The organism is Salinibacter sp. 10B (genome assembly GCF_002954405.1).
In the GTDB taxonomy this organism is placed as follows: domain Bacteria; phylum Bacteroidota; class Rhodothermia; order Rhodothermales; family Salinibacteraceae; genus Salinibacter.
Genome location: NZ_MQWC01000004.1, coordinates 3,183,408 through 3,209,735, shown reverse-complemented (window position 1 = coordinate 3,209,735; position 26,328 = coordinate 3,183,408). Strand labels below are relative to the sequence as shown.

19 protein-coding genes are annotated in these 26,328 nt (G+C 61.9%); 3 read left to right on the top strand and 16 right to left on the bottom strand.

All coding sequences use genetic code 11. The features are described 5' to 3' along the window. Positions 1-27: 27 nt before the first annotated feature. A complete protein-coding gene (locus BSZ35_RS13055) occupies positions 28-879 on the top strand; it encodes an AAA family ATPase (protein WP_105012859.1) in 852 nt (283 codons plus the stop codon). Between the two features lie 166 nt (positions 880-1,045). Next, a complete protein-coding gene (locus tag BSZ35_RS13050; protein WP_105012858.1) occupies positions 1,046-1,528 on the top strand; it encodes a HEAT repeat domain-containing protein in 483 nt (160 codons plus the stop codon). 467 nt (positions 1,529-1,995) lie between these two features. Here BSZ35_RS13050 and ftsZ read toward each other — a convergent pair whose 3' ends face one another. The 14 genes from ftsZ to mraZ form a co-directional block, all read right to left on the bottom strand. Then, complete coding sequence (gene ftsZ, locus BSZ35_RS13045) at positions 1,996-3,369, bottom strand: cell division protein FtsZ (RefSeq protein WP_105012857.1); 1,374 nt, start codon at positions 3,367-3,369, stop codon at positions 1,996-1,998. A 366-nt stretch (positions 3,370-3,735) separates the two neighbouring features. Then, entirely contained in the window at positions 3,736-5,004 is a 1,269-nt protein-coding gene (gene ftsA, locus BSZ35_RS13040) for a cell division protein FtsA (RefSeq protein ID WP_105012856.1), read from the bottom strand. A 128-nt stretch (positions 5,005-5,132) separates the two neighbouring features. Further along, positions 5,133-5,903, bottom strand: coding sequence for an FtsQ-type POTRA domain-containing protein (locus BSZ35_RS13035; RefSeq protein ID WP_105012855.1), 771 nt, complete (start codon positions 5,901-5,903; stop codon positions 5,133-5,135). 151 nt (positions 5,904-6,054) lie between these two features. After that, positions 6,055-7,473 (bottom strand): UDP-N-acetylmuramate--L-alanine ligase, encoded by a 1,419-nt coding sequence (gene murC, locus BSZ35_RS13030; protein ID WP_105012854.1) that lies wholly within the window; start codon positions 7,471-7,473, stop codon positions 6,055-6,057. Positions 7,474-7,601: 128 nt separating this feature from the next. Beyond that, positions 7,602-8,714 (bottom strand): undecaprenyldiphospho-muramoylpentapeptide beta-N-acetylglucosaminyltransferase, encoded by a 1,113-nt coding sequence (gene murG / locus BSZ35_RS13025; protein WP_105012853.1) that lies wholly within the window; start codon positions 8,712-8,714, stop codon positions 7,602-7,604. Between the two features lie 81 nt (positions 8,715-8,795). After that, positions 8,796-9,989 (bottom strand): putative peptidoglycan glycosyltransferase FtsW, encoded by a 1,194-nt coding sequence (locus BSZ35_RS13020; protein ID WP_105012852.1) that lies wholly within the window; start codon positions 9,987-9,989, stop codon positions 8,796-8,798. A gap of 102 nt (positions 9,990-10,091) precedes the next feature. Continuing rightward, positions 10,092-11,471: a UDP-N-acetylmuramoyl-L-alanine--D-glutamate ligase gene (murD, locus tag BSZ35_RS13015; RefSeq protein WP_105012851.1), complete on the bottom strand. Its 1,380-nt coding sequence runs from the start codon at positions 11,469-11,471 to the stop codon at positions 10,092-10,094. Between the two features lie 186 nt (positions 11,472-11,657). Further along, entirely contained in the window at positions 11,658-12,815 is a 1,158-nt protein-coding gene (gene mraY / locus BSZ35_RS13010; protein ID WP_105012850.1) for a phospho-N-acetylmuramoyl-pentapeptide-transferase, read from the bottom strand. A 69-nt stretch (positions 12,816-12,884) separates the two neighbouring features. Beyond that, positions 12,885-14,420 carry a UDP-N-acetylmuramoyl-L-alanyl-D-glutamate--2,6-diaminopimelate ligase gene (locus tag BSZ35_RS13005; RefSeq protein ID WP_105012849.1) on the bottom strand — a complete coding sequence of 512 codons (1,536 nt, stop codon included), beginning with the start codon at positions 14,418-14,420 and terminating at the stop codon, positions 12,885-12,887. 4 nt (positions 14,421-14,424) lie between these two features. Next, entirely contained in the window at positions 14,425-16,377 is a 1,953-nt protein-coding gene (locus tag BSZ35_RS13000; protein ID WP_105012848.1) for a penicillin-binding transpeptidase domain-containing protein, read from the bottom strand. Positions 16,378-16,421: 44 nt separating this feature from the next. Then, the gene (locus BSZ35_RS12995) at positions 16,422-16,913 is read right to left on the bottom strand and encodes a hypothetical protein (protein ID WP_105012847.1); all 492 of its coding nucleotides are present in this window, start codon (positions 16,911-16,913) and stop codon (positions 16,422-16,424) included. A gap of 82 nt (positions 16,914-16,995) precedes the next feature. Continuing rightward, a complete protein-coding gene (locus BSZ35_RS12990) occupies positions 16,996-17,592 on the bottom strand; it encodes a response regulator (RefSeq protein ID WP_105012846.1) in 597 nt (198 codons plus the stop codon). 60 nt (positions 17,593-17,652) lie between these two features. Further along, entirely contained in the window at positions 17,653-18,654 is a 1,002-nt protein-coding gene (gene rsmH / locus BSZ35_RS12985) for a 16S rRNA (cytosine(1402)-N(4))-methyltransferase RsmH (protein WP_105012845.1), read from the bottom strand. Between the two features lie 27 nt (positions 18,655-18,681). Continuing rightward, positions 18,682-19,122, bottom strand: a complete 441-nt coding sequence (gene mraZ / locus BSZ35_RS12980; protein WP_181149335.1) for a division/cell wall cluster transcriptional repressor MraZ — start codon at positions 19,120-19,122, stop codon at positions 18,682-18,684. 413 nt (positions 19,123-19,535) lie between these two features. On the opposite strand from mraZ, the gene BSZ35_RS12975 reads away from it, so the two are divergent. Next, positions 19,536-20,186, top strand: coding sequence for a S24 family peptidase (locus tag BSZ35_RS12975; RefSeq protein WP_258096290.1), 651 nt, complete (start codon positions 19,536-19,538; stop codon positions 20,184-20,186). Positions 20,187-20,211: 25 nt separating this feature from the next. On the opposite strand, the gene BSZ35_RS12970 is transcribed toward BSZ35_RS12975, so the two are convergent. Together BSZ35_RS12970 and BSZ35_RS12965 are read right to left on the bottom strand one after the other, a co-directional pair. Beyond that, positions 20,212-21,906, bottom strand: a complete 1,695-nt coding sequence (locus tag BSZ35_RS12970; RefSeq protein WP_105012843.1) for a CTP synthase — start codon at positions 21,904-21,906, stop codon at positions 20,212-20,214. Between the two features lie 289 nt (positions 21,907-22,195). Next, the gene (locus tag BSZ35_RS12965; RefSeq protein WP_105012842.1) at positions 22,196-26,278 is read right to left on the bottom strand and encodes an ATP-binding protein; all 4,083 of its coding nucleotides are present in this window, start codon (positions 26,276-26,278) and stop codon (positions 22,196-22,198) included. Positions 26,279-26,328: the final 50 nt, after the last annotated feature.

Here is a 26,328-nt window from a genome sequence, read left to right as displayed (position 1 = left end):
TCCCTCGTGTATTGACGCTCTTCTGACATGGCCCTCCCCCAAACGGCCCCCACAACGCTTCCAATTCTGAACAACAAAGGCGGCATCGGCAAGACGACGACAGCCGTCAACCTCGCAGCTGGTCTTGCTCGTGCCGGCCAGACCGTTCTGGTCGTCGACCTGGACAGCCAGGTCTCTGCCTCCCTTTCGCTCGGGCTGTCTCGCGATCAGCTTTCTCCCTCCGTCGCGGACGTGCTGTTCGGCGATGCAAACGTGGAGGATGCAATTCGCACTCTGGACGCCGATCCCGTTGACCTCCTCCCGGCCTCTCTCGACCTCGCAAACGCGGACGTCAGCCTGTTCAACGCCGACGACCGCCACCACCGGCTGGCCCGCCTGCTCGATGAGGTCGAGCCCCTTTACGACTTCATCTTTCTCGACTGCCCCCCCTCCACGTCGCTGCTCACGCTGAACGCCATGGTGGCGGGGGACGCCCTCTTGATTCCGGTCTCCCCCGCCTACCTCGCCCTGGAAGGCGTCGTCCGCTTGGGAGAAGTGATCAAACAAGCACGCGACAGTCTCAACCAAACGACGCCCGTGCTCGGCCTTCTGCTCACGATGGTGGATCGGGAAATCGAAAATACAGAAGCCGTGATCTCGCAGATTCGTACCTACTACGGCGAGAAGGTCTTTTCGACGGAGATCCGGCACGACGACTCCCTGGTGCGCGCAGCAGAACAGGGGCGGTCCATTTTTGCACAGTCGCCCGCAAGCCCAGGCGCCGACGACTACGCGGCCCTGGCAAGTGAGGTATATGAGCGAGCCCAGCAACACCGGGTATCCTCTTCCTCCCCGGCGGCCTCTTCCCAGCATGAGAGGGGCACGACCGACCTCCGATGATGGGCCTTCCGTCTTTCCACTGCCCACACCTCTTTTCTGGACGGCTCGTCGCACGAAACGGTCCATTCGTCTCACTCCAGTAACCACGCGGACGCCGCCTCCGTCATTGGGATCCACAGAGGCACTGCCCTCTGATTCACCTAACTCTCACCAACCGGATCCTGCTATGACGTACATCCGCCGTATTTCTTTTGCTGGCCTTTTCCTTTTTCTTCTCGCCTCTCCGACAACGACGCCCCAGGCCCAGGCTCAATCCACCTGGCAGCAGACGTTCGGACTGCAGATTGCCGAGCTGCTCCAGTCGCCCGACCAGTCGCTCCAAGACCACGGAATGCGCACCCTCATCGAGGTGGTCACCCAACGAGGGAACGCCGTTCGGCTTCGGGAGGCCGCGACGCCGCTTCTGAACATTTATGCCGCTTCGGCCGAGTCGTCGCGCCGCCTGACGGCCGTGGTAGCGCTGAGCAAGATCGACGATCCCGTCTCGTACACAACCCTCTTGATGATGGCCCTGGACGAGCCGGACGCTCGGGTGCGCGACACAATCCTGAAGGCTGCTGCCGAGTCCCGCTCGATTCGCCGCCCTACGGTGGCGCAGGCATACAATCGGCTGCTTCAACGAGTCGATTCCCCCACGGAACCCTCCTAATTTCCTCACGATCTGTCCCGTTGCGGTGGACCCTTCAAGTACCACAGAACGATCCACATTCTCGTCCCCTGTTTCAAAACAAAAAGCCACGCCCTCGGCGGATGGCCATGGGCGTGGCTTTTCGCATGTGACGGGGGTCGCCCAGGACGGACCGGTGTCGGTCCTAAGCAACCCCGCATCGAACCACAGTCCCGCCGTGCTGCTCAAACACTGCGGGCAGGCCGGTGCTCCCCGCTCCGATCCGAGAGGGATTCTCCCAGTGCGCCACACGTCTCCCTGCATTCTACAATCGAGACGTGTTGTCTCCTCACTGCGGAACGAATGAAGAGCATTCTCTTGGCCTGTGGTGGGGCTGGAGATCCCCGCTTTTGTTGAGTTCGGAATTGGAAGTGGGGAGTGTGTAATGAATGCCCCCACGCCTTCGCCCCCCTCATTCCAAATTCCGCATTCTAAACTCCCCATTCGGGTCAGTCCATCATCTTGCGGAGGAATGCGGGCGTGTCCGAGTCTTCCCCATCCGAGCCCGAATCGTCGGAACGGGAGCGCTCGCCTCGGTCTTGTCGCTCGTCGGAGCGATCCGACTGTAGCCGGCGAATCTTAGAGCGCTTCCCCGACGGCTGGCCCTGGGCCTCGGGCGAAGAGGAATTCTCGTCCGGCTCCTCCGAATTCTGCTGTGACGCGTTTCGGTTCGAGTGGTTCGGGCTGCTCCGGCGCTCATATGCAGGGGTGTCGAGCTGGCGCAGATTGTCCTCGCCCTTATACCGATGGGCTGGATCATTTTCGTCTAGGGGAACTGTGCGCCGTGACCCGCCCTCGTCGTTCTCTCCTTCGCCAGCAGGCGCGGCAGCGTCGCCCTCCTCCTCTTCGCGGTCGAAGCCCGTGGCAATCACCGTGACGCGGAGCTTGTCCTCCATGTCCTCTTCAATCACCGTGCCGAAGATGACCTCCACGTCATCGCCGGCCTCTTCCTGGATGACGCTCGTGGCCTGCGTGGCCTCGCGAATGCCAAGCGACGGACCACTGGTGATGTTGACGAGCACGTTGGTCGCGCCCGCAATCGAAAGGCCGTCGAGCAGCGGGCTGCTGATGGCCTGAATGGCGGCCTTCTCCGACCGGTTGTCCCCGGTGGCCGTGGCCGATCCCATCAACGCCGTGCCGCCGTCCTTCATCGTCGTCTGCACGTCGGCAAAGTCCAGGTTGATGAGGCCGTGGACCGTAATCAGGTCGCTAATGCCGCGTGTCGCATTGTAGAGCACCTCGTCGGCCTTCTCAAAGGCCTCAATAAGACTCGTGTCGTCGTCGGCGATGTCGAGCAGGCGCTCGTTGGGAATAACGATGAGCGTGTCGACGTTCTCACGCAGCAGCTCGATGCCTTCGAGCGCTGTGTCCATCCGCCGCTTGCCCTCGCACTCGAACGGCTTGGTAACAATCGCCACCGTTAGAATGTCGAGATCACGGGCAATGGAGGCCACAACGGGCGCCCCGCCGGTGCCGGTCCCGCCCCCCATACCGGCCGTCACAAACGCCATGTCGTACCCGTCGAGGGCCTGCTTGATTTCATTGCTGCTCTCCTCAATCGCCTCTGCGCCCACGTTGGGCCGTGCCCCAGCCCCCAGGCCACTGGTGAGATTGCGCCCCGCCTGAATCTTCTGCGGCGCCCGGTTCTCATTCAGCGCCTGAGAGTCGGTATTGATGGCGATAAACTCGACATTTCCGCGAATGCCCTTCTCCACCATGTTATTGATGGCATTCCCCCCCCCACCGCCAACCCCGACGACGCAGATTTTGGCCTCCTCGTTCGCCGAGTCATCGAACGAAAATTTGGAGCTAAAGTCGTTCATAAAATCCCTCCAGAAATTATGCTGTGGTTCGAAAAATTGGGATCGACTGCCCGTCTCGGCCGAGGTGAGCGGCCCCGGCCATCCCTACAGGGGCAATCGGGTTGGTTGGTTGAATGATTGAGAACCTGTTTTGCAAACGGATGAGTAGCCGAGACATGGTAGGCAACGTGCCATGGAGCGCCCAAGTGAGGCTGGCACGCTCGCTTGCCGGTAGTGAACCTACCAGGCGAAGGCAAAAGCTCCAGGCGTCCCACGAAGTCGAAGGCCGTCTCCGTCTCGCCAAACAAGTTCTGAGGAGGCTGAAGGTCCAAAGGCGAACGGAACACAAGTGAACGTTCAACGCCTCGACCTTCAACCGTTCATCGATTATAGTTCGTCAAACCATGATTTCATGCGGCTGGCTATTCGGTTCATCAGCGTACCGTCACCCGCGCGTTTTCCGTTCTGGTGCGCCTCTACATCTTCGGACAACGTGTTGCCGCCAATAATCTCGGGGCGCATGCCGTAAAGCACGAGCCCGACGCCGGTTGCGTATTTCGGATTGCTGACCTCTTCGACGAGTCCGCCACTCAGGCCCATCGGGCGCCCGATGCGGGCCTCCATGCCCAAAACGTCGGCGGCCAGCTCGTCGGTGCCCGGAATGAGCGCTCCGCCCCCAGTGAGCACGCAGCCGACCCCGAGGTGTCGGCCGTACCCGCTGCGCTTGATCTCCATGGCAGCAATCTCCAGCGTCTCCTCCAGCCGAGGCTGAATGACCTGCGCCAGCGTGTCACGCCCGATCATCTTCTCGGAGCGGCCCCCAATGCCCGGGATTTCAATCTGCTCCCCTGGATCGGCCATGTCGATGAGGGCCGTCCCAAACTGACGCTTCAACTGCTCGGCCTGATCGCGCATCACACCGAGGCCTTTTCGAATGTCGTCGGTCACCTTGTTGCCGGCCACGGCAATGACGGCGGTGTGTCGAATGGTGTGGTCCTCGAAGACGGCGATGTCGGTCGTGCCGCCGCCGATGTCGATGAGGGCCACGCCCACTTCCTTCTCGTCTTCGTGGAGCACGCTGAACGAGGACGCGAGCGGCTCCAGCACCAGATCGGCGACCGTAAAGCCCGCCTTTTCAATGCAGCGGTAGATGTTCTTGGCGGCCGACACGAGGCCCGTAATGATGTGAACGTTCGCTTCTAGGCGCACCCCGCTCATGCCCACGGGATCGGCCACGCCGTCCTGTCCGTCCACGATAAACTCCTGCGGAATGACGTGTAGAATCTCACGGTCGGCCGGCAGCGCCACGTGCATCGTGTCTTCGAGGAGGCGCTGCACGTCCTCCTGCGTAATTTCGCCGGAACGGATCGTGACGACGCCGCGCGTCTGAAAGCTCTGCACGTGATCGCCCGCGATGCCAACGATGACGTTCTGCACCTCAACCCCCGCCGCGCGCTCGGCCTCGGTAATCGCCTCCCGTACGGCATTCACGGTACGGTCGATGTTCACGACAACCCCACGATTCAGGCCGTCGGACGGGGCCATGCCCACGCCCAAAATATTCACGCGGCCGAGGTCGTCTTCCTGAGCCACGACGGCACATACCTTCGTGGTTCCGATGTCGACGCCTACGACAATTTCTTCATGCTCAGTCATAATATTTTGAGGATTGGTAGTTGGGATGGTCTGCGAACCGTCGGGCTCGACCAAAACGAGCGAGGGCCGACGGTGTCATCCCAGCAGCACGGCCGGATCCGAATGCGGGAACGGAAATTATAAAGTGATCATCCATCCAGGGGGTGCTCTCGGGTGACAATTTGTCCGTCGAAGCGAAGGTCGATTTCTCCGATGTTCTTCTTCGGCTCTCCGGCAAGCACCTGCTCGGCAAAGGCGCGAAGCCGACGAAGTTTCGACACGAGGGCATCGCTGCCCAGCTGTACGGGCAGTGTCCCGTGTTGCCCAATGGGCACCGTGAGAAGCTGCACGCTGCTGTCGGGCTGTACGGAAAGTTCCGACACCAGCGGCTCCGCCTCGGCCTGCGGAAGGGCGGAAAGTACCCGCCGGACCGACGACGGCGCCACCGGCTGCACTGGGTGGTATTCGGCCCCCAGTCCGCGCACAAGGGGCACGTCGTAGTCCGCACTGTCGGGCAACGGCATGGCATATCCCATGCGATCGAGATAGTAGGCCGGCGTTCCCCTCGCGTCTATAACGAGAGCCGCGGGCTTACGCTCAGAGACGGACACCAACAGCGTGCGCCGCGCCCGTTGTTTTGTAACCTCCGCCTGCTTCACCCAGGGATAACGCGAGACCCGATCGGCCACGAGCGCGCCGTCGATGGACTCCATGACGGTACCGCTATCTACACGGGCAAGGTGTCGTACGGTGTCCGGCGGCGTGTGGTGCACCCCGGTGACAGCAATTTCTTTCACCGTCACGCTCGACTGCCACTGCCATCCCAGCAGGCCAAGGGCGAGCACACCGCCCCCTACGGCAAAGAGCCCAAGGAGGCGTAACGCCAGCCATCCGTATGTTTTGGCGCGATCGAGATTCATCGGTACTGTCTTAATGGTCGTATGGCTTTCCCGAAATACATTTTCCTTCAACAGAGCAAAGGGAAGCGTGACTCGTGATGGATGAGGCTCTTTCCCTCACACATCACACCTCACGTTTCATAACTCGCAGTGTCGAAAAGAATCCCTCTCATTAATTTGTCCCCCCTTCGTTTTCATTGAGCAGTTCCACGAAGCTGCGACTGTACCGCCAGATGTCCCCAGCCCCGAGCATGAGCACCACATCGCCGGGCGCCGTGAGATCCATGAGCCGTTCGGGCAAATCCGTCTTCTCGGGAACGTACTGTACGGAGCGGTGGCCGAACTGCTCGGCACGGTCCACAAGGAGATGCCCATCTACGTCCTCAATGGGGTCCTCCCGCGAGCCGTAGATATCGGTGAGAACCAGCTGGTCGGTATTAAAGAAGGACCGGGCAAAGTCGTCGAGAAAATCGCGGGTGCGGGAGTACAGGTGCGGCTGAAACACCGCCACGATGCGGCGATCCGGGTAGCCCTGGCTGGCGGCGTCGAGAGTGGCGCGGATTTCCGTGGGGTGGTGCGCATAATCGTCGATCACGACCCGTCCCTGTGCCTCTCCCACCTTTTCGAACCGACGCCGCACGCCAGTAAAGCCCGCCAGTCCCTTCCGAATCCGATCAAACCCAACCTCAAGTTCAAGCCCAACGGCGACCGCAGCAAGCGCATTGCGCACGTTGTGCATGCCGGGCACCCGCAGCTTGGCCTCCCCGAGTCGGGTATCGCGCCGCATCACGTCGAAACGGGTCTGTAGCCCGTCGCGCCGGATATTTTCGGCCCGCACCTCCGCCTGGCGCGTCGTGCCGTACGTAATAATGCGCCGCTCTATATCCCCCACGATGGCCTGGACGTTCGGATCGTCGAGGCAGAGCACCGCCGCCCCGAAGAACGGAACGCTGTTCGCGTACTGCGTGAATGCCTCCTTGAGGTCGTCCAGGTCCTCGTAGATGTCGAGGTGGTCCTCTTCAATGTTCGTTATGACCGCAATCGACGGCGTGAGCCGAAGGAACGTGCGATCGTACTCGTCGGCCTCAATCACAATCACATCGCCTTCTCCCGCGACGGCGCTAGACCCAAAGGCCGTCACTTTGCCGCCCACGATGACGGTGGGATCGAAGCCGCCCTCCGTCACCACGAGCCCGGCCATCGAGGTGGTCGTCGTCTTGCCGTGGGTGCCTGCAATGCCAACGCCGTACTTCATCCGGATGAGCTCCCCCAGCATCTCGGCGCGGGGAATGAGCGAGATGCGACGCCGCTCCGCCTCCTTCGTCTCCGGGTTTTCGTCAGGATCGATGGCGCTGGAGTACACCACCACGTCGGCCTCACCTACCTGCTCCGCAGCGTGGCCCTCATACACGGTAGCCCCCTGGTCCTCCAACCGCTCCGTCACGTCACTCGTCTCCAGGTCCGAGCCGGTGACGTCGTAGCCACGGTTGAGGAGCACCTCGGCGATGGAGCTCATGCCGATGCCGCCAATGCCCACCATGTGGATCTGGCGGATGCGGCCCAGTGCCGGTTGTTTGCGTAATTCCGTCATCGATTGAAGGTGACTTAGAAGGTCGTCGAAGGCATCCCTTGAAGAGCCGCGGCGGCGCGGCTGTACGTTCAATTCGTTCGTGGTTGAGGGCATGCCAGCGGCGTGCCCTTACGTTAGCAGGATGATGATCAGTTCTGTCGGTAATGATCGGCGAGGGTGAGTACATCGCGAGCAATGGTTTCGGCCGCTTCGGGACGCGCCATGTCCAGCGCCGCCGTGGCCATCTGTTCACATGCATCGGGATCGGCCAGCAGGTCATACACCACGTCCACAAAGCGGGTCTTTAGCTCCGACTCGGGAAGGAGTCGCGCCGCTCCCATTCGCTCCATGCTGCGAGCATTCTTGGTTTGGTGGTCGGCCACCACGTTGGGCGAGGGCACGAGCACAGCAGGCGTTCCCGTTACCATGAGCTCACTGCAGGTGAGCGCCCCGGCCCTACACACGACGAGATCTGCCGCCGCGTAGACTCGATCCATGCGGTCAATATACTCGACGAGGCGAAGCTGCGGATGATCGTCTACGCGCTCGGCAATGGCGTCGTGGTACCGTGTCCCCGTCTGCCACACCACGTACACGTCCTCCTCCGCAAGGAGCGCCTCCAGATTCGTCTCCACCGCCTCGTTGAGCGCCGCACTGCCAAGTGAGCCGCCCATCACGAGAATAACACGCCCGTCGGCCGGAAGCTGAAGGGCCGAACGGGCCTCGCCCGGATCGGCCTCACGGAGGGATCGCCGTGTGGGATTGCCACTCACCTCGGCCCGATCGGCTGGCACCCATTCCCTTGCTTCAGGAAAGGCAAGATGGATGCGATCGGCCAGATGCGACAATAGTCGGTTCGTGACCCCCGCGTAGGCGTTTTGCTCCTGAATGAGAAGAGGGCGTCCGCGCAGCCACGCCGCCAGCAACACAGGCCCGGCCACGTAGCCGCCCGTTCCCACGGCGACATCCGGCTCAATGCTTCCCACCAGGCGCCAGCTCTGCAAGAGCCCCTGGAGAACCCGAACCGGTGTCATCAGATTTTTGGCCGACAAGCTGCGCTGCACGCCCTGTGCCGTAATCGGATGCAGGGCGTAGCCCGCCGCCGGCACTGCCCGCGCCTCCAGCCGATCCTCCGTCCCCGCAAAGATGACCCGTGCCTCCGGACGGAGCGTCGTCACGGCGTCGGCAATCGCAATGGCAGGATACACGTGTCCTCCCGTACCCCCACCGGCCATCAAAATGTGCGGAGGGCGTGTCGCCATGTCGTAAGCGCAGTCGAATGATGAATGATTCCAATTTTTCTCCTCCGGTGCCCCGCAAACAGTCCTCGGCGTCCTCCCGGATCAAACAAAGTCCTTATATTCCAGTCGCATCTCGTCGGGCGTCCGCTTTGCCGATTGCCGTGAGATGTTGAGCAGGACGCCCACCATAATGCCGTTGGCCACCATCGACGTGCCTCCATACGACACAAAGGGCATCGGCAGGCCCGTTACGGGCAGCAAGCCGCAGGAGACCGCAGCATGCACGAACCCGTACGCTACAATCAAAGTCGTAAAGCCAACCGCCAACACGAGCCCCAACGGGTCCGGTGCATCTCGGGCGATGCGGAGGTAGCCCCGAAACAGCAGCACACAGAATCCCAGTAGTAGCAGCAACGCCCCCACCATGCCGTACTCTTCCGCTATGATTGCGAAGATGAAGTCGTTGTAGGGCGCTGGCAGAAAATCACGCTGGATGCTTTTTCCTGGCCCCACCCCCGTGAAGCCTCCGACGGCAAACGCGATGCGGGCCTGCCGGGACTGGTACTGTTCGCCCTGCGGGTCCATCACGTACTCGGTACTCGTATCGTCGAAGAGGTTTACCCCGAGATATGCCTCCAGTCGGGCGGCCCGATGCGGCGAGGTGGCAATGAGAACCACCGCCAGGGCCGCCCCAAGGATTCCAAGTCCGCCGATCTGGATGGCACTCACCCGTCCCACGAAGCACATCAGCATCACCGCCAGAAGCAAGACGGCAGAGGTGGAAAGGTCATCAATTCCAATGAGCAAGATGGTCCCAAATACCCATACGAGGATGGGCAGAAAGGCCCGGCTGAAGCTCTTCACGTAGTCCTGCTTTTGCACCAACAGGACAGCCACATAAAACACCAGGGCCACTCGCGCCAGGTCGGACGGCTGGAACCCGAAGCCGGCAATCTCTAACCAGCGGTCAGAGCCCGCGGAAAAGAGCCCCATGATCTTTACAGAAAGCAGGAGCAGAAGAGCGCCAATGAGTCCGATCCGGCTATATCGTGCCAGCGTGCGATAATCGATGAAGCTGACCACCCCCATCACCCCGAATGCAATTCCGACCCGGATCAGGTGCCGCACCAGAAACTGCTCCGGCCCCGTTCCCGCCCGCACCTCCGCCAGGTACGTAATGGCGCTGTACACGGCCACGGTCCCCATAGCCGCAAGGGCCAACACGACCCACACGACGTACTTGTCCGCCGGGGCGCGGTCGGTGACTTTCTGTTTGAGGGTGTCAATGAAGCTCATCGAACGAGGTCGCTACGTCTGTCTGTCGGCAAATGCGTTAATCGAGTATTTCGTGTTGCTTGCGTATTTCGGTTCGTTCCTCATCGCCTCCCAAAATACGCACTATAGCAGCGTCTTCACGAGGCGGCGGAAGATGTCGCCCCGTTCTTCGTAATTTTCGTACATGTCGAAGGACGAGCAGGCTGGGCTCAACAGCACGGCGTCCCCCGATTCCGCAAAGCCCTGTGCGAGATTGAGCGCCTCCTCCATCGATCGTGCTTTGCCGCGTTCCTCGGCCTCGGCGCCCAACTCCTCGTACACCTTCTCGGCACTTTCGCCCATCGCCACAACAGCGCGCACGCCCTTGCGTACCAACGGTTTCAGATCGGTGTAGTCATTTCCCTTGTCCCGTCCGCCGGCAATCAACACCACGGGCCGATCAAAACTTTCCAGGGCGTACCAGACCGCGTTCACGTTGGTTGCCTTTGAATCATTGACGTAGAGCACGCCGTCGACCGTTCGGATCTCTTCGAGACGGTGCGGCACTCCCTCGAACCCGGCTAGGCTCTCACGAATGACGTCGCGCTCGACTTCCATGACGCGAGCCGAGACGGCAGCCGCGAGCGAGTTGTACAGATTGTGACGCCCCCGGAGGGCCAACTCGTCCCGTTGCATGAGCGGCTCCCCATCTTCAATGCGAAGAAAAATGCGATCGTCCTGTAGGTATGCCCCCGGCCCCGGCTCGTCGGTCAGCGTAAAGCCTAATGGCCGCATCCTCTGCTCCTCTGCCGCCCACGTCACATAATCGCGCACAAGATCGTCGTCGCGGTTGTACACCACCACGTCGCCCGTCCCCTGGTTGCGAAAAATGTTGAATTTGGCCTGCGCGTAGGCATTGAAGTCGTGGTCGTAGCGGTCCAGGTGGTCGGGGGTGATGTTGAGGATCACGCTGACGGCAGGATGGAACGTATCTACGTGATCGAGTTGGAAGCTGGAGACTTCTAGCACCACCACGTCCTCCGGCCCTGCATCCATCACATAGTCCGAAAACGGATACCCGATGTTGCCCGCCACGATGGCCTCGCGCCCGGAGGCCTCGGCGAGGGCCTGCCGAAATACGTGTCCGGTCAGACTCGTCGTGGTCGTCTTCCCGTTGGTGCCCGTGATCGCGACGATGGGCGCCTCGCAAAACCAGGACGCCACTTCGATCTCTGAGTAGATGCTGAGCCCCGCCCGCTGAGCCTGCTGTACAATATTCGACTGCGTAGGCACTCCCGGGCTCAGAACAAAGAAGTCGGCCTCGATGGCGCGCGTCGTATGCCCTCCGAACTCGTACTCCACCCCGGCGGCATCGAGCGTCGCCTCTAATCCTTCGGTCGGAGGTCCCTGCTCGGTCAAGAAGACCTCCGCCCCGGCCTCCGCCAACAACTGCGCCACAGCTCGCCCGCTGCGCGCCCCGCCGACGACGGTCACCTGCTTTGTGCGGACATTGTCTGGAGTCATTCATTCGGGCTGTCGAGAAGAATTCGAGCGTGGGAGTGTGTACCTAAGGAGTCTGCTGCTGTCCTTTCGTTGAAGGTCAAAACGTTGAACGTTCAACGTGCTACGTACTCTCGTCTTGGGAAGGCACGTCGGTAAAGTGCTGTCTTTCAATTCTAAAGAAGGCGTCTCATTACAGTCCGAAAACCTTCAACGCAATCGCAACGAGAGGAGGGCAGCAATCACGGTAATCGCGGTCACGATCCAAAAGCGCGTCACGATTTTCGCCTCGTGGGTCCCGAGCGCCTCAAAGTGATGGTGCAACGGTGCCATCTTGAAGATCCGCTTTCCCGTCCCGGTACGATGACGCGTGTACTTGAAATAGCCAGTTTGCAAAATGACGGACACCGCCTCCGCAAAGTATACGATGCCGAGCAGCGGCAACAGCAACTCCTTGCGCACCATGAGAATGGTCGCCCCCACAGCTCCTCCCAGCGCCAGGGAGCCGGTGTCGCCCATAAAAACGGTGGCCGGATACCCGTTGTACCAGAGAAACCCGAAGCAGGCCGCCGTCACAGACGCCACGAACACCGTGAGCTCGCCGGTGCCGGGCAAAAACATCACGTTGAGAAAGGTTGCAAGCTGCACATTGCCCGACACGTACACGAGCGCGATGAGCCCGAGCGACACGAACGCCGTGACCCCTGTCGTGAGGCCGTCGAGCCCATCAGTCAGATTGACGGCATTCGAGACGGCGGTAATGATGAAGATGACGACCGGGATGTACACGAGCCATCCGAGGTCGAGGCCCAACTCCCAAAACCGGAAGAGGTCGTAGTCGAGCAATTGATCTTTGAGAAAGGGGACGTACGTGAGGGTGTTGTAGTCGGCAAAATCGGGATGAAAGTAGAGCACGCCTCCCACAAGCCCCCCCACGCCCACTTGGCCGAAAATTTTGATCCTTGCCGGCAGTCCGTCCTTGTCCTTCTTAACGGTCTTCACGTAGTCGTCGGCAAACCCGAGCATGCCCAGTCCCGCCGTCGCGGCCATCACGAGCCACACGTAGGTGTTGGCGATGGCGCCCCACAGCAGCGTGGCCCCCAGCACGGACAGCAGGATGATGATGCCGCCCATCGTGGGTGTACCGGCCTTGTGCACGTGACTCACCGCCCCCGCTTCCTCGCCCTCGCGCACCTGTTCCCCAAGCTGCTGCTGTCGCAGCCAGCGAATGATGCTGCGTCCCGCAAACAGCGCGATCACGAGCGCCGTAATGGACGCCAGCGCCGCCCGCACGGTGATGAACCGAATCACCTGGAACCCCGGCGGGTGGTACAGCTGCTCAATGTAGTCGATGAGGTAATAGAGCATGCGTATGGGAGTAGAGAGCGTGGGCGCATGGGAGCACGAGCGCTCGTTCGCCCACGCTCCCACGCTCACTCAGCCAAAATATTTTCGAGCTATTTCGCGATCGTCGAACGGTCGTTTCTCGTTCCCAATGATTTGATAGGCCTCGTGTCCTTTGCCCGCAATCAGCACCACGTCGTTGGGCGTGGCCTGCTCGGCCGCCGCCTGAATCGCCGCCTCCCGGTCCACAATCCACTGCATATCGGCGGGACGACTGACGCCCCGTCTGATGTCGTTGAGAATGGCTTCCGGCTCCTCGGTGCGCGGGTTGTCGCTCGTCACAATGACGCGATCGGCCCCTTGCTCGGCGATACTGCCCATTGTGCGGCGCTTGGTCGTGTCCCGGTTGCCCCCACACCCGAACACGCACCAGAGCGTTGTGGCAGCGTCCATCGTCTCGCGGACGGCCCGGAGAATATTTTCCAGTGCATCGGGCGTGTGGGCATAGTCCACAACGACCGTTGGGCCTTCCTCAAAGCGCAGCGGTTCGAAGCGACCGGGCACCGGCGGTGCCTCGGCAAGCGCCTCCCGCGTGGCCTCGGCGTCGTACCCCAACGCACGGGCCGCCCCGTAGGCCGCCGCAAGGTTGTAGGCATTGAAGCGTCCGGCCAGTCGAAAGTGCTGCTCCCGCCCCCCCATCTCCAGGCGCAGGCCGTCGACCGCACTCTCCAAAATCCGAGGCCGTATATCGGCGTCCGTGTCCAGGGCGAAGGAGATGGTTCGGGCCGCCGTGTCGGCTATCATCTCGTCTCCGGCTTCATCGTCGGCATTGTACAGAGCCGTGGCCTCCGCGGAAAGCTGGTCGAAGAGCTTCTTCTTGGCCTGCCGGTACGCAACGAGAGTGCCGTGGTAGTTGAGGTGATCGACCGTGAGATTGGTAAAAATCGCAACAGCATAGTCGAGGCCGTGAACGCGGGCCTGGTCGAGGGCGTGCGACGACACCTCCATCGCACACGCCGTACAGCCCTCGTCTACCATGCGACGGAGGAGGCGATGCAGCTCCAGAGGTCCGGGCGTCGTGAGATCTGTCTTGCTCGTCCCCTCTCCCGTCCGTACCTCTACCGTGCTGAGGAGGCCGGTTGTCGTTCCCAGCGCCTCAAGCAGGTGGTGAACCAGGAAGGCAACCGTCGTCTTTCCATTCGTTCCTGTCACTCCCACCATCTGCAGTTCGTCCGCCGGGTCATCATAAAGGGCCGCCGCCATCTCCGCCAGGGCTACCCGCGTGTCCGTGACCGGGACAAAGAGCGTATCGGAAAACCGTTCACGGACCGCCTCGGGAATGTCCTCACATACCACGAGTCGGGCCCCCTTCTCCACAGCACTGTCAATGAACGAATGCCCGTCCCCCTCCGTGCCCCGAAGGGCAATGAAGGCGCCCCCCGGAACGACCTCACGACTGTCGTCCGCAAGGTGCTCAATCACACGATCGTCTGAGCCCTCTGAGGGCCAGCCCCCCTTCGCAAGCAGGTCCCGTGCTTGGAAACGCCGACGTAGCTCCCCCAGGGCCACCGAGAAGTGGCCGTGATCGGACGCAGGCGTCCGGGGAGCATGGGACTGGTTCGTCGGCATTGGATTACGAGCCACTTTCGAGGAGAACGCGAGACGGCATCGGAGCCCCGGGCTTCGGCTTCTGGCCCTCCACCCGTCCCTGGCCGTAGAGCTTTACATCTACACCGTGGCTGCGGAGCCAATGTAGCGCCCGTCGGGTACTGGTCCCCGTGAGGTTCGGGAGCGTGCGAGTCGAATCTTGCGGAAGGGAGGGGCGACGCAGAAGAGAATCAAGCGGCGACGAGACACGCGTCTTTCCGTACGACGGCTCGGCCGTCATGCGGTCCACGACCGACGGAAACGTACCCGCCCACCGCCGGGCCACGCGCCGAAAAATGGGCGCCGCCACGGCCCCTCCGTAGATGCTCGTCTCCGGCCCACCCACAATGACGAGAAGCGTAACCTTCGGGTCGTCCGCCGGGAAGAAGCCCACGAAGGACGCCCGCGCCTGCTCTTTCGTATAGTGCCCGTCGGTCACCTGAAGCGCAGTTCCGGTCTTGCCCGCCACCTCCACCCCTTCAATATTTGCCTCGGTCGCCGTGCCGCTCTCCACCGCCTGTTCGAACGCCGGGCGAAGCGTCCGGGCCGTCTCCGGTTTCATAACCCGGCGAATGGAATCGACCTCGTTTTGCCACAATGTTTTCCCGGTCACGTCCCGCCGCTCGGCCACCACGTACGGCTTCAGAAGGCGCCCCCCATTGGCAAGAGCACTGTACGCCGTCACCAGTTGCAGCGGCGTCACGGCCACCTCGTAGCCAATACTCATCGAGGTGAGGGTCGTCTGACTCCACTCATCCGGCGTCTTCAGTACCCCTTCCTGTTCTCCCGGCAGATCAATCCACGTCGGTGTACTGAACCCCATGTTGCGGGCGTACTGATAAAAGGTCCCCGCTTCCACATGACTGCGCACCGTCTTCGCCATGCCCACGTTGCTCGACTTCGAGATGACCTCGGCAAAGGAAATGGTGCCGTAGGCCGTCACGTCCTTCATCGTGTGCCCGTGAAACACGGCCCATCCCTCTCCGGTCTCCACGGAGTCGTCCATTGCCACCGTGCCTTGATCGACCGCCGCCGTGGCGCCCACGAGTTTGAACGTGGAGCCGGGTTCGAACCGATCGGTGATGGCGCGATTGCGCCGAGCTGCACTTTGAGAACTGCCGGGCTGATTGGGATTGTAGGTCGGCACGTTGGCCATGGCAAGAATAGCTCCGGTCTCCGGGTCCATCGCCACCGCCGTCCCCCAATTCGCCTTACTCTCACGCACGCCCTGTCGCAATTCGTCCTCAAGGGCCGCTTGACGAACGAGATCGATGGTGAGCACGAGGTCGTTCCCGTGGGTTGGCTTCCGCACCTGCCCCCCTACAAACGCCTTGATGCGACCGCTCCGATCGCGGGTAACCACCCGCTTTCCGGGCGTGCCCGCCAGGGCGTCATTGTACGACAGCTCCAATCCCGACAAGCCCTGCCCATCGCCCCCGACGTGCCCGAGCACATGGGCGGCCGTGGTGCCATGCATGTAGCGCCGAGCAAATCGGGGCGTGAGGATTACCCCCGGCACCTCCCAGCTCTTCACCTTTTCGTACTGGCGCTCTGTGAGGCCATCATATAAGGCCACATACTGCGGACTGTACCGCTCGTCTACGATGGTCCGGAAGTGGGCAGCCGACCGGCCGGTGATAGAGGCAAGCCCCTCATAGAACCGGTTGGCTACCGACGCAAATCCTTCCACTGTCGGGTCGAGTGCAAGATCGTAGCGAGCCGTGTTCGTCGCCAGCGTTCGTCCCGAAGCATCCAGAATACTGCCCCGCATGGCCGGAATCTTCACTGTGGAGCGGGCCTGTTCTTTCGCCCGATCGCGTAGCTCTCCCTTCTCCGTGAGGACGATCCACCCAATCTGGGCAGCCACAATCACGGGCACGATGCTGAGCAGCGTCAGCACCATGTACATCCGGGTTAGGATTTGATCCTTCGGCTTCATGGCAATGGCGAATTGGGAAAGACGAGGTGCGAACTCGGAATTCGCTATTCGTCAATCGAGATGGGTTCTCCGTACGTCACACTTTCTCGAAGGCCGAGTGCTCGGGCGCGCTCGTAGATGACCGATGGGCTCGTTTTGCGGGCAAACTCGCCCTGCAGGCGATTGCGCTTCAGGTGGAGACGCTGATTTTCGGCCCGTACCTCCTGAACGTTGCCGAGCAAGTCCTTCGTGGCGTGTACGTGCCCCACGTAGAGGGTGAAAGCCCCCGCCAGCAGTAGCACGATGGTCGCGAAGCGCACCGTCGATACCTGTTGGAGAAACGACTCCTCGGACGGGTCGGGGCGACGCCGATTGGTCGGCGGTTCGAGATCGGTCCAGTCCGGCAGGGCCGTGCTGTGCCGTGCCCAGTTCGATCCGTTGCGGGACGAGGAGGACCGCCCGCCCTTGCTCCCCCTTCGGCGACCGTGGGTTTTCGAACCGGATCGGCGTGCACCGGACGTCCGGTTTTTTCGGGATGTGGAACGCGTATTCTTCATGTCGCCTCTTTCGATTGTCGATCAGTACGAAATGGCTTCGGAGTCGGACCGCGACGGCTCGTCTCTTCGGCTGAACTGCCCACTACCGCTCCGACAAAACGTCCAGGGATTGTGTAACAGGAGCTTCCCGGCGCTCCTGCTTTTCTTCGGCCGCTTCTGCCGTTTCCGTCTCTGCCGGCTGTCGGTCTTGCTTTTCCCGGATCAGCTTCCGCCCCCTGTCCACGGCGTTGTCGGGCGCGACCACAAGATGACGTACCAGAGTACGAATCTCGTCTTTCTCGAACGGCTTCGCCACGAACGCATCGAGTCCGGCCTCGAGAAAGTGCCCCCGACCGTCAGGCAGCTCGTGGGCCGTCACGGCCACCATCGGCACCCCCCAGTAGGGCGTCCGCTCGCGCAGCGTGTCTACCACCTCCATTCCGTTCCCGTCCGGCAAATCCAGATCCAAGAGCACCCCATCGTACGGCACCGTCTCGGCCATGCGCAGGGCGTCGGCCACGGTACCGGCAGCATCAGTGCGCACTACGGTGCGCAGAGCATGGCGCAGAACCATCCGCACACTCGGATCTCCCTCAACCACGAGAACGACGGGCCGATCGTCGGGCGCAGTGCGTTCGGACTCGCGGATCTGGTTCCAGAGAATGTTAGGGTCGGGAAAAATGCTGTCGGAATCGTTCATGGCTGGTCCCGGAGACGGATTCGAAAGGACACGTGGAAACGACGGTGTGAACGCGAGGCTTCAGGGCATGGGCGTTCCCATCTCCTCGTCGTCGCGCCGCTCGGCAACGCGGAGATGAGCGCTCCGGGCCCGCGGATTGGCCTCCACCTCGGCCTCATCAGCCGCAATGGGCCCACGAGGGACCTCTCGCCAGGGCGCCACCAGATTGCCGTACAGGTCGCGGCGAGGCTCCCCGTCGAAGTTGCCGTACCGAAGGAAGCGCTTTGCCCGCCGGTCCTCCAGCGAATGGTAGCTGATGACGGCGATGCGACCGCCGGGGCGGACGACCTCCACGCTTTGTCGCAGCGCTGCCTCCAACTCCTCCAGCTCCGTATTCACGACAATGCGAAGCCCCTGGAACACACGCGCCAGCGTCTTCACCTCATCGGGCGGAGGCACGACCGAACGCACAAGATCGGCCAAGTCGCGGGTCGTCTCGAGGGGGCGCTCCTCCACAATGGCGTGAGCAATTCGACCAGCGCGCCGCTCTTCCCCATACTCTCGAAGCACTGATCGCAGGTCGCGCTCCGACCAATCGTTGACGATTCGTCGTGCAGTGAGCCCCTGTCTCGGGTCCATGCGCATGTCGAGCGGCCCCTCCTTCTGAAAGCTGAACCCGCGCTCGGGCGCGTCGATTTGCTCGGACGATACTCCCAGATCCAGCAGGAGCCCATCGATCGGAATGAATTTTTCGGCCTCCAAGAGCGCCTGGAGATCTCCGAACGTGCCCCGAATCGCCCGGAAGCGGCCGGCCTCTTGTTCAGTATCGAGGCGGTCGCGGGCTGTCGCCAGCGCGTCGGGATCTCGGTCAATGCCGAGAACGCTCCCCTCCGGCCCCAACGCGTCGAGAAGAGCGCGGGCGTGCCCTCCGCCCCCGAGCGTAGCGTCTACATAGCGACCGCTGGGGTTGGTCACAAGTCGCGTTCGCACGTCATGTGAAAGAACGGGCGCGTGAAAATCCGTTGCGTACCGCAGCGGGTCATCGCGGCCGGACGAATGATCTGGAGTGTGGGGGTCAGTCATATATTCCCGCGTCGCCGCGCATTTGCATTACATTCCCATCACGCGCTCGGCGAGCGTCTCGTAGTCGGACGGCTGCTCGTTGAGATACTCGTCGAACTGTTCAGGATCCCAAATTTCAATGTGATCGAACGCCCCCAAAATGAGCGCCGTGTCGTCAAGCCCGGCCAACTCGACCAGCGAGTTCGGAATGCTGATCCGTCCCTGCCCATCGAGCGAGACCTCATCGGCCCACATCATAATGATGCGGATAAAGTCACGAGCCTCGCGATTGTACATGTTCAACTCGCCGATCTCCTCCTCAATCGACGACCACCGATCCATCGGGTATAGGAAAATGCACTCCTCAAACCCACGTGTAATTGTGAAAGTCCCCTGTGCCTCGGGCGCCATTGCATTCCGCATCTTTGCCGGAATGGCAACCCGCCCCTTGCTGTCTACGGAATATTCAGCCTGTCCCTTGAACACCATGATCGCAGCGGCACCATACGGGGCGGGGTGCAATAAATGAACAGGACGGCAAACAGCCGCGAGTGAATGTCTGGGATAATTCCCCACAATTCCCCACGCGCATCCACAAGGTACGGCTCTTGCACTCAATGTCAAGGTTTAGCGGCGCTAAATGGCGTTTCTCAGGCCCATTCCTTCCATGTCCGAAGTATGTGCACATGCGGAATTCCCCTGCTTCCCCTCCTCCTCTCCCTCCGAAGTGAAAATATGTTCACCACCTTCTCCTGAGGGGTAAAAACATTTTCACCCTCCCTTCTGTTCTCATTTCCCCTTATCTACACATGTCCGACGGGGACAGGCTCTCCCCCTCGTCTGTGCCCGTGCCGACCGCGGGGCTTTCATACCGATTCCGTTACATATTCTCCACTATTCCCATGGCCAAGGATCGCCTCACCCAGCGCCAGAATGAGGCCTACGAGTTCATTCGTGGCTACATGGACCAGCATCGCAAACCTCCCACGCTGCAGGAAATCGGAGAGGCCCTCGGGATTGCGTCGACTAACGGTGTTTACAAGCTCCTGCAGGCGCTAGAAAAGAAGGGGTGGATCGAGAGAGAAAAACATGCAGCACGCGGAATTGAGTTGGTCGACGAGACCTCGGATCCGTTCGGAATGGGGAGCGGGCAGCCGCGCCTTCCGATTATCAGTCGTACGGCTAGCGACCAACCCGAGCGGCTGCGCGAACGTCCCAAGGGGACGATCTCGGTAGACGATCGTCTGCTGCGTCAGGCCCGCGACCCGGACGCCTGCCTGGTGGGCCAGGCAGGCGACGACGGAATGAACGGGGCTGCCATTCAGAAAGGTGACCTGCTTCTAATTGAAGAGATGGACTGGTCTGATCTGGAGAATGGAGCCCTCGTGGCTGTCCTCGTACAGGCAAAACTGCTCGCCCGAACCTTTCACTTTGCCAACGGCCGCCTTCACCTCCGCCCGGCCGATCGCCACTACACCGAAGACACCTTCCCGCCCGACCATCCGGGCTGCTACGTCATCGGTCGACTGCTCGGCCTCATCCGCACCCTGTAAGAACATTGAACGTTCAACGCATCCTTCACATGTCCGCGGAAGCGAGAGGGACGGCTTCGCGCTCGGGCGGCTGCGGGGTTTCGACGAGGTCCTTCTCGTGGGCGTAGGTCCGGCAGGCCCGCACGAACGAGCGGAAAAGTGGGTGCGGATGTCCCACCGTCGTCTTGTACTCAGGGTGGAACTGCACACCGAGAAACCATCGCTTCTCCGGCAACTCCATGATCTCAACCAGATCGGTATCAGGGTTTACCCCGGTAAAGCGCATGCCCTCCTCCAATAGCTTATAGCGAAGGAGGTTGTTGACCTCATAGCGGTGACGATGCCGCTCCTGCACCATGGTATCTGCGTAGATTTCGTGGGCCCGAGAGCCCTCCTGAATCTCGCAGTCGTACTGGCCGAGGCGCATAGTGCCCCCCTTATCCGAAATTTCTTTCTGCTCTTCCATGAGGTCGATGACGGGGTAGGCCGTCTCTTCGTCGAACTCCGTAGAGTGGGCGCCTTCCCAGCCGCACACGTTCCTCGCAAACTCAATAATAGCGCACTGCAGGCCCAGACAGATCCCAAAGAACGGGACGTCGTTCTCCCGAGCATACTTCGCCGCCAGCACCTTGCCCTGCACGCCCCGATCTCCAAATCCGGGCGCCACAAGAATGCCCGCAACGTCGCCGAGCTCCGCCTCTACATTGCCTTCCGCGAGGTCTTCCGACAGCACGTGTTTGACGTCCACCTGCACCTCGTCCGGCACCCCGGCGAGAATGAAGCTCTCGGAGATCGACTTGTAGGCGTCTTGGTGCTCGACGTACTTCCCCACCAGCGCGATCGGAATTGTCTCCTCCGGATTCTTCAGCTTCTTGAGAAACTCGATCCAGTCATCCAGCTCTGGATCGTTTCGACACGTGTCGTCCTGACCACTCTCGGGATAGAACCGATCCACGACGAACTCGCCCATGCCCTCATCTTTGAGAAGCAGCGGGACTTCGTAGATCGTTTCTGCATCGAGCATCTCAATGACGGCCTCCTCCTCCACATTGCAGAAGAGGGAAATCTTGCGCCGCACATCGGCATCAATGGGCATCTCCGAGCGGCACACGATGCTGTCCGGCTGCAATCCGTGGGCGAGCATCTCCTTGACGGAGTGCTGGGTGGGCTTGGTCTTCAGTTCGCCCGCCGCCCGGAGGTACGGGATGAGTGTGAGGTGCGAGATCATGGTGTTGTGCGGCCCCAGATCGTTGCGCAGCTGGCGGATCGCCTCCAGGTACGGCTGCGCTTCGATGTCGCCCACCGTGCCGCCGATCTCGGTGATCACCACGTCGTAGTTGCCCGTCTCTCCGAGCTTCAGCATCCAGTGCTTGATCTCATCGATGATGTGGGGCACCACCTGCACAGTCTTGCCCAGGTACGCCCCCTCCCGCTCCTTGGTGATGACCTCCATGTAGACCCGACCGGTGGTGACGTTGTTGGCCTGGCTCGTCGGCTGGTCGAGAAACCGCTCGTAGTGGCCGAGGTCGAGGTCGGTCTCGGCCCCGTCGTTTGTCACGTACACCTCCCCGTGCTCGTACGGGTTCATCGTGCCGGGATCGACGTTGATGTACGGGTCAAACTTTTGAATCGACACGTCGAGCCCCCGGGCCGCAAGCAACCGTCCGAGGGAGGCACTGAAGATGCCTTTGCCGAGGGAGGAGGTCACACCACCGGTGACGAAGAGATATTTGGTTTGCACGGCACAGGGAGAGATTGGACGAAAAGACGCGGACCGGGAGTTTTAAGATAGGCGGTCCCAGAGGGCTTTATCAATGAGACTCGGCAATTCTCGCGGGAAGATTCTTCGGAGGATCGGGGAGTTCGAGGGGTACAAGGACGTGCAAAATGGAGGAGGAGATCCTTTCTGGAGGAAGGGTCCCTTTCCCATTCTCGGAGCTCTCTTGCCCCGCCTGCACCCGAAACGGGACCTCAGCCCCCTGAGGATCCTCCGCTGTGGCTCCACCCAGATGTTCGGTTCTCGCCGCGACTTACGCCCCTGAAGAATCCAGTGGCAACCGCACCCAGAAGGTCGTTCCTTCCCCAGCCTCCGTCTCATACCCAATCGTCCCCCCGAGCTCATCGATGCTTTTTTGGGCAATGGCAAGCCCGAGTCCCGTCCCGCTCGTCTTCGTGGAAAAGTTGGGTTCGAAGATCTTGTCCTGCACCTCCGGCGGGATGCCGGTCCCGTTGTCGATCACGCGGCTCTCGGCCATGGCTTCGCCCTCCGCGTCCACTTCGGCGGACGTAACTTGCACGCGCCCGTTGTCCTCCGGCAGAGCCTGAAGGGCATTCTTCAAAAGGTTGATGTAGGTACGGCGCAGCTCTTCGCGGTCGGCCTCTACTACCAGTGGCTCCGGGTGCAGGTCAAGCTCGATACACCCAGCCCCAGCGTCTTCCTCCATGAGCCGAACGGCTTCCCGGATGACTTCGTTGAGGTCGAGTGACTCCGGTACGCGGGTTGGCAGACGCGCGAAGGTCGAAAACTCGTTGGCAATACGAACGAGCGACTCGATCTGCTCGATCAGGGTCGACGTGATGCGGTCGAACAGGGCCGGAAAGTCCGAATTGTTGTCTCCCTTTTCCCGCTCAAAGGCCCGGCGGAGATGCTGGATGGAGAGCTTCATCGGCGTGAGCGGATTTTTGATCTCATGGGCCACCTGTCGCGCCATCTCGCGCCAGGCAATCTCCCGCTCCTGCTGGGCGAGCTTGCGTCGGCTCTCGGCGAGCTGTGCCCGCATCTCGTTAAAGGTGCGCACGAGGTCTCCGATCTCGTCTCGCGTGTCGACCGGGAGTTTCTCCGCAAACCGGCCTTCCCCCACCGCCTCCAGACCCTCGCGGAGACGAGCGATGGGCTGGGCGAGTGCATTCGCAAGAATGATGGCTGTAATCATCACCGCCACGACCAGGACCAGCAGCGCGCCGAAGAGGTAGGCAAGGGTGCGCGCCTGCTCCTCGGCAACCTGCTCCTGCTGGGCGAGCGTGGGCACGCCCACCACGAGCCGGGGCGTACCGGCCTCATCCACGAGGGCCCGGTAACCCACCCGGTACCGAAACTGTCCAATGGCGGCCTCGGCGGCGGCAAACCGATAGGCGTTGTCGTAGAGCTCCTGGTACACAGCGCCCGGCAGCCGCTCGTCCACCAGTCCGTCCCGTACGAGCCGGGGACGACTCGTTCCCACCAGCTGGCCGTCCTCGTAGAGCCGGAGGTCGAGCCCCACCCGCGCGGCAAGCGAATCCACATCCATCCGCCCCGCGACCTGCCAGAGCGCCTCCTCGGGTCGTGCCTCCAGGGAGAGCGTCTCCTCCACGCGGACCAGATGGTCGCGCAGGCGCCGCTCCACGACGCGCTCGTTCTCGCTGGTCACCACCTGCACGCCCACCACGCCCACCGCCACCATCGACACGACTCCCACCACCAGAAATGCGTTCAGCACCTTGTTGCGGAATCGGATGCGCTCGGCCGGCACGAGACCGTGTCGATACCGGCCGAACAGCCCCAGTAAGTAGATGAGGATCCCCACCCCCAGCCCCGCCACAGTCAGCCGAAGCAAGTAGTAGAGGTGATCAAACGCAAGAATCGCCGGGATGCGTGCAGCCACTGTCACTCCGCCCTTCTCCGGCGGCCGGTAGTAGTACGTGAGGTACTGCTGTCCCTGTGCCGTTTCCGTCTGCCAGAGCGTCGTTCGTTTCTGCAGCGCCGTCCGGTAGGCCGGGCGCAGTTGGGTTCGCCCGAAGCTCTCCCCGTAGCTTCGCACGAGGGCTCCGTCCCGAAATTCGGCCAGCGACAACTCAGCGTACAGATCGCCAAACGATCCGTCCGGAAGTAGCACGCGGGGCACGCCCGTCCCCGCTCCCGGCAACAGCGAGCGCGGCTCGGCCCGAAACAGAACCCACGTCTCGCGGTCGGTTCCTTCGTTAATCCGATGCAGCCCGGCATATTGAAAGCGCTCCCCCGCCCGCACCACTCCTCGTTCTCCGGCCAGCCGGTCAATGACCGGTCCAGGCGAGAGCTGATGGGTATACGTGTAGTTTAACACCTGGAAGACGGAGCGGTCGACCCGTTGCGCCCCCGAACGGAAGGGCCGACGCCCCTCGGCCCCGTACCGCCGGCGCGGCGTCCCCTCGGCGTCGAGAAGCGTGAGGCGAACCTCGTACGTCGTGAGAGACGCCAGCAGCGAGCGCCGCACGAGCCGGGTGGCTACGGAGTCGACGGCCGCTTCTCCGAGACGGTCCTGCCTTGCCAGCACAGGCCCGAGCTCCTCCTCCGCCGCCCGGAGGACCTGCCGGATCGAATAGATCGCCCGCGGATCGTACCCCTCCTCGAACGACTGGGCAGCCTCAACCATCCGCTCGCGGCGCTGTGCGTCCATGCCAGCATAGAGGAGCGGATAGAAAAGCAGCGTAACGGCAAAGAGGGGCAGGAGCAGCCCTCGTACCGTTAGAATCTCGATGCCTCCTTTCCGACCCACCATGCCGTAGACTGCTCCTGCTCCCACCGTTCCCATCAAGAACAGTGGATACGGAAACGGCACAAGCACTTGGGCCTCCGTCCCCAGATACAGAACGACGACGCCGAGCGCAAACAGCATGACCACCCCCGGCAGGATGAGACTCCGCGGCCATGTCGGTCGGTACCGCAGGCCGAGCCGGAGTCCAATCCACGTGCATGCGGTTCCGAACAAGAGAACAGCAAGCACCAACAGCACCAGAGCACTGAGTACGATCAGCACCAAAGGCTCCGGGAGAAGACCGGTCCGCGAGAAGAAGTCGAGGGTGCTGTCTAGCACTGCGCGCCGCACTGCGTACGCAAGGCCCAGAATGCTCGACAGACTGATTCCGACCAGGGCAACCACGAGCCCCCAGAAACGAACAGCGGACGGTTGCCTTGGCGGGTGCGCCCGAATGGTCTCCAGTAGCGCCCTGAGCGAGTCTGCCCGGACGCGGTACCGCAGCCCCAGATGCAGCAGTCCTCCGGCCAGTAGCACAGCCCACCCGCTCGTCAAAAACAAATCGCCGACGGACTGGAGGATGCCCCCTCCAATCGTGGACGCCAGCCGACTGGGATCAAACAGCACCGCGAGGGCCCCTATGCGCTCAACCCAGCGACCGGGCACGTCGAGGGCCAACAAAAGATAACGACCAGCGACCCAAAGCGCCGTGAAAAGGGCAAACCGGCCGGCAAGCGCCGTTCGAGCCTCCGGATGTCGTCGGAGCCCCGGCCGCCGCGCAAGCTGCAAATACCACACGACGACCATCCCTATTCCCCATCCCAACAGAAGGGTGGCCCATGCCGCTAGAAGGTCGTCGTAGAAGGCTGCGGTGCGCTGAATGAGACGAGCCGTAGTCGGAGGCGTAACCTCCACATATCCGAGCACCCCGTGCGTCCCCCGCAGGGCCCGATGCGGCTGCTGAATTTCCTTCGCCGACGCCGACCACAAAAGCTGCACGGATTCCCCCGTTTCTGCCCCCCATGTCTCCTCCAGACTGAACCCCTGAATGTATCGATTTTTGACCGGAGGATTGTACCGAATCGTCTGCACCACCCGCACGGCCCCGAGGGTCTGTCCCTTCTTCTGTATGGGCCACCACACCACCAGTGCCTGGCGCACGGACCCGTCGCTAACAATGGCGGTCTGCGGCCGCTGAAGGAAGGCCTCTTCGTTGGGGGCCGTGCCGAGCGGCATGCGCCGCCCATTCCAGGCCAGCACGCGCGGCATGGGCGTGTAGACCTCCACCGTTGTCCGATCGCCGACCGGCACATCGAGCAACCGACGCACCAGTGTGGAGGGTCTCTGGCCCTGCGCATGCCAATGCTCCACGCCCTGCACGACCACGGAATCCGTCGCTAGCTGCTCGGCCCGCGCGCGCACTCGATCGTGGAGGGCGTCGAAATGCTCTTCGGCGGTCGAAAGGGCAGCATCCACCACCGCATCTCGCCGCTGTTCGGGATCGGTCTCGATCCGGTGCACTGCCCACCATCGCGCCCCGGCCGTTCCGACCAGTACGAGAACGAGAAGAGCGCCCACTCCCATCCAGGGCGCACTCCGAGCAAGCGAGAGAGGGGAGCGCATCGTAAAGAATACGGATCCGAAGAGGCTGCAGCAGCAGGCGGCGACGCGCG